We start from the raw sequence: 15,874 nt of genomic DNA on the forward strand, positions 1-15,874 counted from the left end.
CCATAAATCAGGAGACTGAATTATGGCTTTTTTGTTGATTGAGAAAAGAATTCATGTGCCCTGATCTCTGAATAGAAAAAATCGGGGTTTTTTGTTGGAAAAGCGCAATGCCCACCGTGTTGAGGTGTTTCCAGATAAACAAATTCATGTTTACGCGCAAACTCTACCGGATAACATTCTTCGCCTAGAAAAGGATCATCCAGGGCATTGATCACCAAAATCGGTGTTTTGATGTTTTCCATCACAAAAGCTGGTGAGGCACGTTTATAATAGTCTTCTCTTCCTTCAAAGCCATGCAGAGGCGCCGTAAAAAACTCATCAATTTCATCAAAAGTTTTGATAGATTTAAGTCGGCTCCAATCAATCACATCAGGATATTGTTCAGATTTCGTACGAAGTTTTCTTGAAATTTTCCGTGTGAAATTTTTAAGATAAACCTTGTTAAATCCAGTTTTAAGAGTTTCTGCACTTGATTTCAGTTGAATGGGTGTCGAAACCGCTACCGCTGCTTTTACCCGTGGATTTATTTCCATTGACCCGAGATAGTTCATAATCTGAGCGCCACCCATTGAAAATCCGAGTAAAAAGATTTCCGGAAAACCTTTTGACAAAACATAATTCATCATATCACGGAAGTCTTCCACTACCCCGTGGTGATAAAGCTGTGGGAGTCGATTCATTTCCCCGCTGCAACTACGATTGTTCCAGGCAAAAACCGAATATCCAGCATTCAAAAAGAATCTAGCGCTTGTATTATTGTAAGTACGTGTGGAAGCTCCTTCCAAACCATGGCAAAGCACTACAGCTTTTTCCGTGCTCTTGATCAAAAAATCAATATCAATAAAATCTCCGTCTTCCAATTCTATACGTTCACGCTGATAATCCGGAGCAGTGGTTTTCTTAAATCTTCCAATGTATATGGTGGATATATGCGGATTTTTATAAATAAATGAAGGGGGCTGATATTTTGAATTTTCTATGTAAGGCATTACAGAAATTTTACATCCAACAAATATGCTTTCCCAATTCCTTCGTTTATATGGGCAATTATTTTGGATTTGCCATACTGCAATTCATTTTTCAATTCGGGAGAATTCATTTTCACAAACAGCACACGTTTGTTAACGTAAACTTCCAGTACATATTTCATGATAACACCTTTCATCATATCGGCAAAAAGCTCTTCAGCTTGAACAGAAAGCAATTTTTCTTCCATGCCCAAATCAGAAATAAGTGATTTTATGGCTTCGCCAAGTGTTTGCTTATTATCCTTTCTTTTCATAGACGAAAAATTTTACTTTCAGCATTAATCCTTTTCACAATATTCTCTGTACGTTCCGGATGGGTGTCTGATATAAAAATTTGACCGAAACGTTCTTCATTTACCAACTGTACCAGCTGTTCCACTCGTGTTTCATCGAGTTTATCAAAAATATCATCTAGCAAAAGTAACGGCATTATATCCAGATTTTTGCTGATCAAATCCAACTGGGCCAGTTTCAAAGCAATCAGATAAGATTTCTGTTGTCCCTGGGAACCAAACTTTTTCACTGGATAATTCATAATACTTAAATTTAAATCATCTTTATGAATTCCCTGAGTGGAATACTGAGCGCTTCTGTCCTTTGCTAAATTTTCGCTTAGGAGTTGGTTGAAATCTGTATAAGTTAATTGTGATTCGTAAGTAATATTTACCGTTTCATTTCCCTGCGATAAAACCTGATAATATTCTCTGAAAATCGGTACGAATTCTTTTATAAACTTATTGCGTTCTTCGTAAATATATGTTCCCAAACTCACTAATTCATCATCATAAATTTCCAGTGAAACTTTGTCAAATGTATTGTTCTGAAAGAAATATTTCAAAAGTGAATTTCGCTGAACAAGCACACGGTTGTACCGCATGAGGTTTTGCAGATAATCTTTGTTGGACTGTGAAATTATATTGTCTATAAATTTTCTTCGGACTTCACTTCCTTCTTTAATCAAATCCAGATCATAGGGTGAAATCATCACTACCGGAAAAAGTCCGATATGGTCAGAAATGCGTTCGTAGGTTTTGGCATTCCTTTTAAAAACCTTGGCTTTATCTTTCTGAACTCCGCAAAATATTACTTCTTCGGTTTCATTTTTGGCAAAAACTCCTTCCAATGAAAAAAAATCTTCTCCGAAATGTATATTTTGTGCTTCTGAATAATTTAGATAACTTTTTGTAAGCGCCAGATAGTGAACAGCGTCAAGCACATTGGTTTTTCCCACACCGTTTCTTCCCACAAAAGCATTGATTTTAGGAGTAAATTCAAATTCAGATTCTGTAAAATTTTTAAAATTCCGAAGTATGATGGATTTGAGAAACATCTGTCAAAATTACAATTTTTTAGCGGATTCGGTCAGGAGGAATTTCATAAAAAAAGGACAGCTAAGCTGTCCCTTTTAGTATAAATGTCTTGTGATTATGGGATTATTCGGCTGCCGGTTTAAAGAAATTCTCTATGTCATAACCCAAAACAGCGGTAAAGCCATTACTTCCATCAAAGGTCATATCGCTAAGTCCAATGTTGTAAGCAAAACCCAGATTCAGTCGGCCGATTTCGGCTCCAATCATAGGGGAAACGCTCAGTGACTGACTTTCTCCGTTGAAGAAATCCATACGATAGTTTGCGCCCAGCCAAACTGCATTGTCTTCAAATTTAGCTTTTGCACGCAAGTTGGCATCTAAACGGCTGTCTTCATCAAAATTTGAACGATAGGCCACCATCGGTTCCAGTTCAAACTGGGAGGAAACACTGATGACTTTCCCAAGCATTCCATAATAGAAAATCGGGCTTGGCTCATATTGGTTAACAATCGGATCATTATAGCTCAATGGAATATCCAGAACGGAAAGCCCCAGCATCCATCCCTGATAAGTTGCAGAAGCCCCAAAGTTAATGTAAGGAACATATACTCTGGTTTCCATGTCATTGTAAACAGGGTCATTTGGATTTTCTGTGATTCCGTTAAAGTGCATTCCGGCAAAACTCAGTGAAGTACCAAATGAGAACTGATTTTTCTGTTTAGGGTTTTGTTTGTTCCCATCGCCAATTGGAATATGATATGCCGCCGATAAGTTAAAACTGTTGGTTTTTGTGTTACCGTTATGGTCATTCATAAAATAAACCCCTAAACCTACGCGGTCCACTATGTTGGCATGTGCACTCGCAATGGTAGTAACGGGTCCGTTGGGCATATTGTCCCATTGTCTTCTGTGTGAAGCTTTGAAGACAATGTCGTCAGTAGCTCCTGTAAAAGAAGGGTTAACGAGAAATTTATCCATAATGAAATATTGCTCATCAAACGGTAAACTTGATTGTGCAAAGGTGCAAATGGATATAAAACTCATTGCAATTGTTAAGATTATATTTTGTTTTTTCATTTTAGGAGTTTTGTATTATTCTGCTAAAGATTTCTTATCTGAAAAATCCCGGAGGGAATTCCCTCCGGAAGTCTTTTTATTGTTTCTCGCCTCTACTTTTTACAGTGATATGACCAGTGAACTGTCTACCGTCTGAAACATTAATTACATACCAGTAATCCTGTGTCGGTGCTTTCTGGCCGTTCATAAAGAATCCGTTCCAAATTACATGAGAGCTCAGTTCTGACTGATAAACCATTCTGCCGGTACGGTCATAAATTGTGACGTTTGATCCCGGATAAATTTCAAGTCCCGGAATGTTCCATGTATCATTTATGCCATCCCCATTTGGTGTAAACATCGTCGGGATAAAGAACACTGCAAATTCCTGAGAAGTAATACATCCCTCCGCTGAACGAACATATACGGTATGAATTCCAGGCTGCAGATAGTTGAACTGATTGCTGTCCTGCCAAACATATCCGGTAAGTGAATACTGGTATGGTGTTACACCTCCTGTTGCTTCAACAATCACATAGTCCGGCCCAACGTTCACTGCTGTAATCACAGGACTTTCTCCTTGTGTCACTGTAACAGTGTCGGATCCTGAGCAGCCTTCATCTGTGGTTACCGTCACGCCATAAGTTCCGGGTTGAGTCACGATCAGTGTCTGACTTGTTTCTCCTTCGATTATGGTATTGTTTCTCGTCCATGTATAAGTAACGTTTGTAAATCCAGAGAAATCTCCACTTGCGGTAATCTCAAATTCTCCTTCACACATAGAGAATCCTTCTCCTAAATCCACGGCCAGGTCACCTACTTCAATGTTGATTTCGACTACATCAAAACATCCGTTTTCATTTTCAATACGAACATATACAGTCGTTGTTGCGGTTTCGTACGATACAGGATTTGGAATGAATGCCGCATTTCCATCGACAGCATCTTGTTCATCCTCATAATATCGGATAGTATAATTTTCGGGATTTGCAATTACATCAATCGCTGTCAAATCAATGATTTCAACGTTATCATCTCCTAAATCACAAATAAAGAATTCAGCATCCTGTGCACCAGTTACTCCGTCAAAAATTGTAAGCGTAATCGTAATTACTTCCTCAACTTCTCCGATTGTGTTTTTAATCTGTCCATAAATGGTATCAGGTGAAGTCGCGTTTGTAACCGTATACGGAGCAGTCGGGATTATATTCAATCCAGTGTCATTGGTTGCGTCTTCTTCTGTTTCATAGAAGGTAACCTGAGCAGCGTTTCCATTTGAAATATCATTTGCAATTCCTGCAAGGTCAAACTGAACCTGACCATCCTGATCATCATCACAAGCTGCATAACTCTCATCTCCTGTTACAATAGAACAGTCAAAAGTTCCGGTAGAAGTTTCTTCATCAAAAATCAGGTTTACATACCCAAACTGTCCATAGCTACCTGCATAATTGGTAATCAGCATAATGTAAATTTCACCTGATTGAGCATTCGGAATAGAAGCATACTCTTCATAATCTGCAGAATAACTACAATCTACAATGAGTGGTGTTGTTAAGTCTTCATAATCACAAGGCACTTCTTCAAATGGTCCCCAAATAATAAAATCCACATCGATTCCGGTTCCGCCCATATCGGGTTCGGTATATTGGTTCATATAAAAATTCAATGTTCCTGGTTGATCTACCTGAAAATAAAAGAATCTTGGGTAAGGTTGATTGAACAGACATCCATAATCCGGGCCCGGAGGTGCTGTAGTCGGAATCTCACCGTCGTTCTGGAAAGGAATATTCAAACCGAAATCATCTCCCGGACATGCAGCTTCAGGATTAATACAGTCATCCAGCAATTCAAGATGAATGGTTACTATTTTAAAACAACCCTCGTCATTTGTAACTCTTGCATAAACAATGGTTCCATGAGCCGCCTGATAAGCGGTCGGAGTTGCAATAGGGTTTACCTGATTATCAGCATCAGACTGCGAAGTATAATATTCAAATGTATGAGAAGCGGGATCATCCACTACGTCATCTTCAAATTCTGTTAAATCAAAAATCTCAAGTCCGTCTCCGTTGAAATCCACTTCCTCAAGTAAAAACTGAGTTCCGTTTGTATCCAAATCGCCAAAAAGTACATCCACTTCATCAGATGCAGCGCAATCTCCGCTGGTCACTTCTATTTTATAAACTCCGCTTTCGGTAATGACCAAAATATTTGTAGTTGCTCCGGGAATGATAACTCCGTCTTTGTACCACTGCAATTCCACAGATGGGTCATCAACGTTTACATGTAGTGTGTACTCATCTTGTCCGCAAACCATCAAGTTATCACCGATGTCTACGCCGGTTTCATCCACAATGGTTGAGCCCAGACTGAAAGAGCCTGCCTCCAGAAATACGGCGGAGTCATAACTTGTGTCACTCGCATCTGCAACCAATAAACGTATATGATAGGTCGCTCCCGGTGTAACTTCTGAATATGCAGTTAACGGAACTGTTCTACCTCCATATTGATTGGATGTAAAAGGTCCGTGTACATAATAAGTATCATCACCACAAGACTGATTATTTACATTGTTTATGGTAACAGGGTCGCCGTTTGGCAATAATGCGATGTTTTTACCAGACAAACCTGGATCGTTTACGATGCCGGGCCCACTGATGATAAAAGCAAAAATATCATTGTACTGAGAACAAGCCCAGTCGGGGTATTCCTCAGAAGCAAAAATATAATTGAAAGATATTTCATTTCCCTGCGGAATGAAATCAAATTCAAATATAGTTACGTTATTGGTTGTAATCCCGGCCAATTCAGTTGCGTCTGAATCACCTCCCCAGGAATAATCCCCATCAGAAACAGTTCCAGTATCCGGGCCCTGAGCATTTCTGGCAAAGCCCGATGTTAAAACGATTCCTCTTTCAAAAGGAAAGTCTGAATTACCTTTTTTGAAATACCCCCAACTGCGATCTGCACTTGGAAAAGGAGCCGCCGGATTATCCATTAATTGGAAATTAGAAGTTGAGGAGCACAGCCCTCCGTCCAGTAGCACATCTGTAAGTAATTGTTCCGCTCCAAAATTGCTTTCAGAATCTGCAGCATTGTTCACAAGGATACTTTGAGCAGAGCTAAAAACTAAAAATTGAAGGAAAAAAATTACGAGTAAAGTTTTTCTCATAAGTAAAATAAATTATTTTGAATACTTGTGTTAATTTAGAATTTTAAATTTAAGTCAATTTTAACGAAAATTTGGCATTTTCACAATATCTTTTTCAGGAAAGTTACTTTTTAACAATTTCTTCCTGTTTATTCTTATACAATGAATAAAGAATTCCACCTCCAAGTGAAACTATAATTATGCCAAGTGAAAGTAATTCGGGAATCTCTAAACTATTGGCTTTTAGATAATGATGCAATATCATCTTGATACCTACATACACCAAAATGACCGCAAGACTGAACTTCAGATAGGAGAATTTATCTATAATATTGGCCAGAAAGAAATACATCGATCTCAGCCCCAGAATCGCCATAATATTAGAAGAAAATACAATAAAGGGATCTTCTGTAATAGCCAAAATCGCAGGAATACTGTCGAGTGCAAAAAGAATATCGGTAAATTCAATGATAATCAATGCCAAAAACAATGGGGTTGCCGCCCAGATTCCCATTTTCTTGACGAATAATTTTTGTCCGTGAATGCTTTTGGTAATCGGCATAAATTTCCGGGTCAATTTAAATACACGACTTTCTTTTGGGTTAAATTGAGCTTCCTCACCTGCAAAAGCCATATTGTAAGCTGTGTAAATCAAAAATGCTCCAAAAATATACGTGATCCAGTCGATTTTTTCTATCAACCAGATTCCAAAGAAAATCATAATCGCACGGAATACTATTGCACCGATGATTCCCCAAAACAATACTCTGTGTTGGTATTTTTGCGGAATACTGAACGAGCGGAAAATTACTGCAATCACGAAAATATTGTCCACCGAAAGCGAAAGTTCCAGTAAATAACCTTGGATATATTTCCAAAATGCGGTGTTGGCGGAATAATTGTCGGGGTTCTTAATGTAAAGATCGTCGTGACTGTACAGCCAATAAATGACGGCTGAAAAAGACAAGGCCAAGGCCACCCAGAAACTCGTCCATTTGGTGGCTTCTTTTTGTGAAATCACATGAGCTTTTCGGTTAAATACGCCCAAATCCAAGGCTAACAAAACACAAACTACTGCAATAAAAATCCACCAAACCATTGTCAAAATTTTTACAAATATCAATAATTCCGTTGGAATGACAATTGTTAAATTTCAAACATAAAAAAAGACGGAATAAATCCGTCTTTATATTAATTTTAATTATATTTTATCCACCCAAAGCTTCGGCACCACCTACAATTTCCAAAATTTCGTTGGTAATGGCAGCCTGACGTTCTTTGTTGTATTGAAGCACCAATTCTTTACGTAACGCGTCAGCATTATCGGTTGCTTTGTGCATGGCCGTCATACGCGCTCCATGCTCAGCAGCGTTGGAGTCAAGAATTGCTTTGTACAATTGGGTTTTTAAAGTTTGAGGAATTAAATCGGTAACAATTCTTTCCTTTGAAGGTTCGAAAATATAATCTACCGAAGATGTAGCAGCCTCTCCTTCTTCTGCCTGAATCTGAACCGGCAGATATTGTTCGTTCATCACAATCTGCGTTGCCGCATTTTTGAACTGATTGTAAACGATTCTCACCTGATCAAATTCACCTGAAGCAAATTTCTGGGTTACTTCTTCTGAAATCAGCGACAGTTCGTCAAAACTTAAATTATCCCAAATGGAAGAACTGTTCTTATAAACCTTGGCTTGTTTTTTCAATAAATCAAATCCTTTCTTTCCGATGGTCAATAATTCCACTTCAATTCCTTTGTCTTTTGCTTCCGAAATAATTGAATTCGATTTCTTTACAATATTGGAATTAAAAGCACCTGCCAGACCTCTGTTGGAGGTAACTACCACCAATAAAATCTTTTTGACTTCTCGCTGAACCGTTAGTTCTCCACCTGCGCTTGCATCGAGTGTGGAACTGATGTTGGAAAGAATATCACGCAATTTATTTGCATAAGGGCGAAGCTGTGTAACAGCATCTTGTGCACGTTTCAATTTGGCAGCCGAAACCATTTTCATGGCACTCGTAATCTGCATCGTTGAACCTACCGATGTAATCCTGCTTCGTATTTCTTTTAAGTTTGCCATTCTTTAAATTATAATGTACAACTAAATCCGTACAATGACATTTATATAATTGCGGACCTGAAAGGACAGATCCGCAAATTTTTAAAGATTAATTATAAGCTACTGTCGTATCGTTGATAATTGCTTTCAGCTTATCTACGATTTCGTCAGAAAATTTTCCTTCGCGAAGTTCAGTCAGCAATCCGCTGTGCTGGCTTCTCAGAAGTGAAAGGAAACTATCCTGCCATTCTTTTACTTTTTCAACCGGAACATTTCTCAACATACCGTTGGTTCCTGCAAGGATGATTGCCACCTGCTCCTCAACCGGAATCGGTGAGTTTACATTTTGCTTAAGGATTTCCACGTTTCTTTCTCCTTTCCCAATTACCGCCATAGTAGCCGCATCCAGATCCGAGCCGAATTTCGCAAACGCTTCCAATTCACGGTATTGCGCCTGGTCAAGTTTCAAAGTTCCCGATACTTTTTTCATCGGTTTGGTTTGAGCGTTACCACCCACACGTGATACAGAAATACCTACGTTGATCGCCGGGCGGATTCCCGAGTTAAACAAATCAGACTCCAGGAAGATTTGTCCGTCAGTAATCGAAATTACGTTGGTTGGAATATAAGCAGAAACGTCACCTGCCTGCGTTTCGATGATTGGTAAAGCAGTCAAAGAACCACCTCCTTTTACGATTCCTTTCAAAGATTCCGGTAAGTCGTTCATTTCAGCCGCTACTTTATCGTCACCGATTACTTTTGCAGCACGCTCCAACAAACGGGAGTGAAGGTAAAATACGTCACCCGGATAAGCCTCACGTCCCGGTGGACGACGAAGCAATAAAGAAACCTCACGGTAAGCAACCGCTTGTTTAGACAAATCATCATAAACAACTAGTGCAGGACGACCTGTATCACGGAAATACTCTCCGATTGCAGCACCCGCCATTGGCGCGTATACCTGCATCGGTGCCGGGTCAGAAGCGTTCGCCGCAACTACAACTGTATATTTATCTGCTCCGTGAGCTTGTAATGTATTTAAAATCTGAGCAACGGTAGAACCTTTTTGTCCAATTGCCACATAGATACAATAAACAGGTTCACCTCTGTCATAAAATTCTTTTTGGTTCAGGATCGCGTCAAGTGCAACCGAAGTTTTTCCGGTCTGACGGTCACCAATGATCAACTCACGCTGTCCACGTCCGATTGGAATCATCGAGTCAATCGCGACGATACCTGTTTGCAATGGCTCACTTACAGGCTGACGGTAAATAACGCCAGGCGCTTTACGCTCGATAGGCATCTCGTACAAATCACCTGCAATTGGGCCTTTTCCGTCAATCGGGTTACCCAGCATGTCTACAACACGACCCAACATTCCTTCACCCACGCGGATAGAAGTAATACGATTGGTACGTTTCACTGTATTTCCTTCTTTGATTTCTTTTGACTGGCCTAACAATACGACACCTACATTGTCTTCCTCCAAGTTCAGAACCATTCCTTCCAAACCGTTGGCAAATTCTACCAACTCACCCATTTGAGCATTGTCCAATCCGTAAACACGGGCAATACCGTCTCCAACACTAAGAACTGTTCCTACTTCCGACATTTCAACATTTGCGTCGAAATTGGAAAGTTGTTGTTTTAAGATCGCTGAAACTTCAGCCGGTTTTATTTCTGCCATTTTTACTTTGTTTAAAGTTTAAGGTTTCAAGTTTGATGTACTTGCAACTTTTATTTTTATTCTGCCAATTAAATTTTGGCTACGTAATCGTTTATTTCAAATTCTTTTTTCAGTTTGTTCAGACTAGCTCTCACGGTAGAATCGATTTGTTTGTCGCCCACACGTAAAATAAATCCTCCAATCAAATCCGGATTGACTTTACTTTCAATTTTATAAGTAAATTCTTCTCCCATTTTGGATTTTGCTTTGGCCAGGATTTCCTGAACCAGTTCGTCGTTCAGTTCAGAAGCGGAGATCACTTCAGCTGTACGAACATTGTTTGATTGGTCATACAATTGATTAAACTGATCTGCAATTTGCTTCAGCAATCCTTCTCTTCTTTGGCGAATTACCAAATTGATAAAATTTTGAGTCGCCGGGGAAAAGTCTTTGAACAATTCTCTGGCAATGTCATTCTTTTTTCTGGAATCCAGAACTGGAGAGCTTAAAAACTGCGCCAGTTCACGACTGTTTTGAATTGAATTTTTCAAATCAATCATTTCCTGGTTGATTTCAGTACCTTTTCCGGTTTCAGAAGCGAACTGCATCAAACCTTTTGCATATCGTTTTGCTGCGCGGAATCCTGTCATTTTAGTTCAGTTTTGCTTCGTTAATGATTTCTTTTGCCAAAGCTTCCTGAGCAGATTTATCGCTCAATTCTTTTTTCAGAACCTTTTCAGCAACGTCAATTGACAACTGCGCAACCTGATTTTTCAAATCGGTCATAGCAGCTGCTTTTTCGTTGTTGATCGCAATTTTTGCATTCTCCACCAAACGGTCTGCTGCAGACTGAGCTGTTTCTTTTGCCTGGGCAATGATGCTGTCTTTAGCTTCTCTCGCCTCCTTCAGTATGGCATCTCGTTCTATTTTAGCTTCCTTTAAAATCTTATCGTTTTCAGATTTCAAAAGCGCCATTTCTTCACGTGCTTTTTTTGCTTCATTCAAAGCATCTTCGATTGATTTCTCTCTTTCGTTTACTGCTCCTAAAATCGGTTTCCAAGCAAACTTTCTAAGAAGACCTAAAAACAGCAAAAACAAAAGTATCTGCCAGAAAAACAATCCAAATGAAAAATCGCCAAATAATTTCTCCATTATATTTAATTTATCTTTTACTAAATACCCTTCGACAAGCTCAGGATGACATTTGTTTAATTTTAAAAAACTCACTGCAACCAACCGTTGTTCAGTGAGTTTTAATTTTAGTTTTCAGCTACCGCAAACAATGCAGCAAATCCGATACCTTCAATCAACGCTGCTGCAATCAACATCGCTGTTTGAATTTTCCCGTAAGCTTCAGGCTGACGTGCAATACCTTCCATTGCACCTTTACCGATCAATCCGATTCCGATTCCGGCTCCGATTACCGCTAAACCTGCTCCTACAATTCTTGGAATTTCCATAAATATATATTTAAATAATTAAACAATTTCTAATTAATGTGCTTCTTCTGTGTCGTGATGTTCTTCCACCGCAAAGCCAAAATACAAAGCCGATAACATGGTGAAAATATAGGCCTGCAACAAGGCTACAAAGAATTCAATCAGGAAGATCGCAAATGACAATCCAAATGAAAGCGTTCCACCTAACCAAGATTTAAAAATAAAAATCATTCCGATCAAACTCATCATTACAATATGACCTGCCGTAATGTTGGCAAATAGTCGGATCATAAGTGAAAACGGTTTGATGAAAATTCCTAAAATTTCAATTGGAATTAATAAAATGTACAAAGGAATTTTTGCATACCAAGGCATTGAACTTCCCAATGGATTGAAAATATGACTCCAATAGGTTTTTTTTCCAGAAACATTGGTGATAATAAAAGTTATCAGAGCCAAGGCCGCTGTCACGGTAATGTTCCCTGTCGCGTTTGCAGCAAGAGGAGAAATACCTAAAATATTTAAAATCCAGATAAAGAAGAAAATGGTCAAAAGAAAGCTCATGAATCTTTTGTAGTGTTTTTCACCAATATTTGGAATTGCAATATCATCTTTTATATACAGAACAATAGGCTCCAAGAACCTTCCCAACCCCGAAGGAACAAGTGATTTTTTATATCGTTTTGCCATTCCGCCAAACATCAGCAACATGATTAATCCTGTAAGAATAATATTGGCTACGTTTTTTGTGATTGAAAAATCCAATGGTTTTTCGTTGCTCGGATGGTGTTTCTCATCGTAGTTAATAGCCCCCTGCGCATCTGTTTTGTAGATTTTGTTGTGGTATAATTTATAGAAATTACCATTTTTTTCCACAACTTTTTCGCCATGTCCGAATTTTGAAGAACAAAACATCACCAATCCGTTGTCAATCAAAATAACCGGAAGTGGAAACCCGATGTAGGTTTTGTGTTCCTTGTCGGAAAGGATGTTATAAAAATGCGAATCCTGTAAGTGATGCGGAATTACTTCATTGATTTCGGCTTTCATCTGATCTTGCTCAGACATTGCAGGCTGCTCGCCCTGAACGGGTGCTTCCACCGCAAAAATCGTCGAAAAAACAAAGAATATCAGAACGAATGAAAACAGTTTACCCATAGGAGTACTCATTTAACTCAATTTTGAGGTGCAAAAGTAAGGGTTATTTTGATAATAAAGAAACCTATTTTTCTGCTTTTTATCATTTTTCAGGATGAAGCAAAAGTTTAGCCGTAAAAAGTGTAATTAAAACTAAACTAATAAGATACAAAATTATAAATCCGAATTTGATCTGGCCATTGGACAAATCCAGTGAATTGTCCATAAAGACCTTTGCAGCCACGAGCTTTACCGCAATTATTCCAATAAACAAAAACCCAAGATATTTGTGAAAATAATTGTTTAGTTCGGCAATTAAAAGCAGTGTAAGTGCACAGACAAGTCCTGTGAAAATGTAAACAAGTGAAAAGTCGGTACCGGAATTCAGACCAAAACGCAGTACCATAAAGTGCACGCCAATACAAATCAGAAAGAAAATGATGTAACCAAATGCCTTTTTGAAATTCTTCATTTATTGATCCGCTTAAGTTGTTGTAAAATTATATACAAAGAAACACCCAATCCGGTTAAAGTTCCTAATAATGTATAATAATTTGTTTGAGAAGTGTTCCATTTTTCATCGGCCTTTTGCCCCAACCAAATGAATACAAACATGATAGCCATCATCTGAAAAGCAATGCTGGTCAGGTGAAGGTATTTGGCGTAGGGATTTTTTTTACGGTCTTGCGCCATAGGAATTTGTAACTTTGCAAAAAATTTGATTTGGTAAATATAGGAAACATAGAATTACCGGAATTCCCTTTGTTGCTTGCGCCGATGGAAGATGTGAGCGATCCGCCGTTTCGTCGTTTGTGCAAAATGCACGGAGCGGATTTGATGTATTCCGAATTTATTTCTTCTGAAGGACTCATCCGAGACGCTATCAAAAGCCGAATGAAACTCGATATTTTTGATTACGAACGTCCGGTGGGAATTCAGATTTTTGGGGGTGACGAAGAAGCGATGTCGCTTTCGGCCAAAATTGTGGAAACCGTTCAGCCCGATTTAGTTGATATTAATTTTGGTTGTCCGGTCAAAAAAGTAGTTTGCAAAGGTGCCGGAGCAGGTGTTTTGAAAGACATCGATTTGATGGTTCGACTGACCAAAGCAGTGATTGAAAGCACCGATTTACCGGTTACCGTAAAAACCCGATTGGGTTGGGATTATGATTCCATCAACATTCAGGAAGTAGCCGAAAGGTTACAGGAAACCGGCATTAAAGCTTTATCCATTCACGGACGCACGCGCTCGCAGATGTACAAAGGCGAAGCCGACTGGACGGAAATTGCCAAAGTGAAAGCCAATCCGAATATAGAAATTCCGATTTTTGGGAACGGTGATATTGATTCGCCTCAAAAAGCATTGGATTATAAAACCAAATACGGCGTTGACGGAATTATGATTGGCCGTGCGGCCATAGGGAATCCCTGGATTTTTAATCAAATCAAACATTTTGTGAAAACCGGTGAAATTTTACCGGAACCCAGTCTTGCCGAAAGAGCCGAAGCCGCCAAACAGCATCTGACCTGGGCGGTGGAATGGAAAGGTGAACGAACCGGAATTCTGGAAACAAGAATGCATTATACCAATTATTTCAAAGGAATTCCACATTTTAAACCTTATCGTCAGCGATTGGTGACTTCCGATGACTTGAATGAATTGTATGAAATTTTAGATGAAGTCGGGCAATTTGAAAATGCCATAGAATCTTGATTTATGCTAATTCACGAAAAAGAAATCCTGATAACTTCCGAATTCATCGACAGTAATAACCATGTGAACAACGTTCAGTTTGTGTATTGGGTGGAAATGATGGCCGGCGAACATTGGGATTTATTGAAACACAAAAGCAAATATGCTCAAAATGTCTGGTTTCTGGTCGATCATCATATTCAATACAAAAAGCAGGTTTATTTGGGCGAGAAACTTTTACTACGCACTTATCCTGAAAATCCGGAAGGCATCCGACAACCTCGAAGAGTTGAGTTTTACAAAGATGGAGAATTAGTGGTGGATTCCCGCACGCAATGGATTATGATCAACCCTACAACCGAAAGGATTGTGCGAATTGAAGAGGATTGGTTAGAAGAATTGAGATAATCTATTTTAAACAGATTATTTAGTATTTTTAAACAAATTATCTGTTATGAAAACCTTCTTCTCTCTATGCTTTTTGATTCTGTTTTCCCATATTTTTTCTCAAACTTTAAATACCGACACGGAATATTATGATGCTGTGGAAAAATGGGTGGCAATTCCTGTACAAGATTCGCTTAAAAATCAAAAACATCTTTATGGCTTTATCTACATAGACTCTGAAGCCGGTTTTACTTTTGAAGTTGGAAAATTTTTTCAAGAAAATACTTCGGGAAAATATGAATTACAAAATCCTAACGATACAACCCAGAATTCTATAAAACTCAGAATTCCGATTCAATGGGGAAAAGTTGCCTTACTTTCCGATCAAAGAATGAAAGAATTAAACCTTCCCAAAGTCCCGGACTGGTTAAAGCATTATAAAAAAGATGAAAAAACGGCCAAATATCTTTTGCAAATGGGATATTTTTATAACCATGTGGGCGCGAGTCATCATGCAATTTCTCCTTTGCTTCAAGCTAATTCAATGGATGCCGGACTGCAGGGACTGAGTTTTGAAATTGCTTATGCTTATAATGCCATGCAAGAATTTGACAAAGCCATTCCTTTCCTCAATTCTGCCATTCAAAAATCACCTTCCGACTGCTTTTTATACCGTGAATTACTCTATTCTTATCGACATTCGGGTAAACTTGAAAAAGCAGAAGACACCTATAATCAGGCATTAAATGGATGTAAAAACACAACAGCAGTTGCTGAAATGGGTGTAAACATGGCGCAGGCTTATTATCTAGAAAAAAATGAACCCAAATTTCAATTCTGGTTGGCAGAGGCCAGAAAGCATGCTCAAAAAGGATCCCAATATGATGATTTTTTGAATTTACTGGAATCAGAGTGGGGAAAAGAAAATTCTAAATAACTTGAAAG

At 38.7% G+C, this 15,874-nt stretch carries 17 protein-coding genes; 3 read left to right on the top strand and 14 right to left on the bottom strand.

Annotated features, from left to right (window positions below; all coding sequences use genetic code 11):
* Positions 1–20: 20 nt before the first annotated feature.
* The 14 genes from WBF63_RS07375 to WBF63_RS07440 form a co-directional block, all read right to left on the bottom strand.
* Positions 21–989 (bottom strand): YheT family hydrolase, encoded by a 969-nt coding sequence (locus tag WBF63_RS07375; protein ID WP_424369070.1) that lies wholly within the window; start codon positions 987–989, stop codon positions 21–23.
* Positions 989–1,282 carry a DciA family protein gene (locus tag WBF63_RS07380; protein WP_424369071.1) on the bottom strand — a complete coding sequence of 98 codons (294 nt, stop codon included), beginning with the start codon at positions 1,280–1,282 and terminating at the stop codon, positions 989–991. The genes WBF63_RS07375 and WBF63_RS07380 overlap by 1 nt, the downstream gene beginning before the upstream one ends.
* Positions 1,279–2,358: a DNA replication/repair protein RecF gene (gene recF / locus WBF63_RS07385; RefSeq protein WP_424369072.1), complete on the bottom strand. Its 1,080-nt coding sequence runs from the start codon at positions 2,356–2,358 to the stop codon at positions 1,279–1,281. The genes WBF63_RS07380 and recF overlap by 4 nt, the downstream gene beginning before the upstream one ends.
* Before the next feature lie 103 nt (positions 2,359–2,461).
* Positions 2,462–3,415 (bottom strand): PorP/SprF family type IX secretion system membrane protein, encoded by a 954-nt coding sequence (locus tag WBF63_RS07390; protein WP_424369073.1) that lies wholly within the window; start codon positions 3,413–3,415, stop codon positions 2,462–2,464.
* Positions 3,416–3,491: 76 nt separating this feature from the next.
* The gene (locus WBF63_RS07395; protein ID WP_424369074.1) at positions 3,492–6,500 is read right to left on the bottom strand and encodes a choice-of-anchor L domain-containing protein; all 3,009 of its coding nucleotides are present in this window, start codon (positions 6,498–6,500) and stop codon (positions 3,492–3,494) included.
* Positions 6,501–6,672: 172 nt separating this feature from the next.
* Positions 6,673–7,647 carry a TerC family protein gene (locus WBF63_RS07400; RefSeq protein WP_424369075.1) on the bottom strand — a complete coding sequence of 325 codons (975 nt, stop codon included), beginning with the start codon at positions 7,645–7,647 and terminating at the stop codon, positions 6,673–6,675.
* Between the two features lie 109 nt (positions 7,648–7,756).
* Complete coding sequence (gene atpG / locus WBF63_RS07405) at positions 7,757–8,629, bottom strand: ATP synthase F1 subunit gamma (RefSeq protein WP_424369076.1); 873 nt, start codon at positions 8,627–8,629, stop codon at positions 7,757–7,759.
* Positions 8,630–8,717: 88 nt separating this feature from the next.
* The gene (atpA, locus tag WBF63_RS07410; protein ID WP_424369077.1) at positions 8,718–10,295 is read right to left on the bottom strand and encodes a F0F1 ATP synthase subunit alpha; all 1,578 of its coding nucleotides are present in this window, start codon (positions 10,293–10,295) and stop codon (positions 8,718–8,720) included.
* Positions 10,296–10,363: 68 nt separating this feature from the next.
* Positions 10,364–10,924, bottom strand: coding sequence for an ATP synthase F1 subunit delta (gene atpH / locus WBF63_RS07415; protein ID WP_424369078.1), 561 nt, complete (start codon positions 10,922–10,924; stop codon positions 10,364–10,366).
* A 1-nt stretch (position 10,925) separates the two neighbouring features.
* Positions 10,926–11,426: a F0F1 ATP synthase subunit B gene (locus tag WBF63_RS07420; RefSeq protein ID WP_424369079.1), complete on the bottom strand. Its 501-nt coding sequence runs from the start codon at positions 11,424–11,426 to the stop codon at positions 10,926–10,928.
* 107 nt (positions 11,427–11,533) lie between these two features.
* Positions 11,534–11,734: an ATP synthase F0 subunit C gene (gene atpE / locus WBF63_RS07425; RefSeq protein WP_424369080.1), complete on the bottom strand. Its 201-nt coding sequence runs from the start codon at positions 11,732–11,734 to the stop codon at positions 11,534–11,536.
* Positions 11,735–11,767: 33 nt separating this feature from the next.
* Positions 11,768–12,883, bottom strand: coding sequence for a F0F1 ATP synthase subunit A (gene atpB / locus WBF63_RS07430; protein ID WP_424369081.1), 1,116 nt, complete (start codon positions 12,881–12,883; stop codon positions 11,768–11,770).
* Positions 12,884–12,953: 70 nt separating this feature from the next.
* Complete coding sequence (locus WBF63_RS07435) at positions 12,954–13,322, bottom strand: hypothetical protein (RefSeq protein WP_424369082.1); 369 nt, start codon at positions 13,320–13,322, stop codon at positions 12,954–12,956.
* Complete coding sequence (locus WBF63_RS07440) at positions 13,319–13,543, bottom strand: AtpZ/AtpI family protein (RefSeq protein WP_424369083.1); 225 nt, start codon at positions 13,541–13,543, stop codon at positions 13,319–13,321. The genes WBF63_RS07435 and WBF63_RS07440 overlap by 4 nt, the downstream gene beginning before the upstream one ends.
* A 30-nt stretch (positions 13,544–13,573) precedes the next feature.
* Here WBF63_RS07440 and dusB point away from each other — a divergent pair, with 30 nt between their 5' ends.
* From dusB to WBF63_RS07455, 3 genes are read left to right on the top strand one after another with little or no spacing between them, the layout of a single operon-like run.
* Complete coding sequence (gene dusB, locus WBF63_RS07445) at positions 13,574–14,563, top strand: tRNA dihydrouridine synthase DusB (protein ID WP_424369084.1); 990 nt, start codon at positions 13,574–13,576, stop codon at positions 14,561–14,563.
* Positions 14,564–14,566: 3 nt separating this feature from the next.
* Complete coding sequence (locus tag WBF63_RS07450; RefSeq protein ID WP_424369085.1) at positions 14,567–14,950, top strand: acyl-CoA thioesterase; 384 nt, start codon at positions 14,567–14,569, stop codon at positions 14,948–14,950.
* A gap of 46 nt (positions 14,951–14,996) precedes the next feature.
* The gene (locus WBF63_RS07455) at positions 14,997–15,866 is read left to right on the top strand and encodes a tetratricopeptide repeat protein (RefSeq protein WP_424369086.1); all 870 of its coding nucleotides are present in this window, start codon (positions 14,997–14,999) and stop codon (positions 15,864–15,866) included.
* Positions 15,867–15,874: the final 8 nt, after the last annotated feature.

The organism is Moheibacter sp., from assembly GCF_049672845.1.
GTDB lineage: Bacteria > Bacteroidota > Bacteroidia > Flavobacteriales > Weeksellaceae > Moheibacter.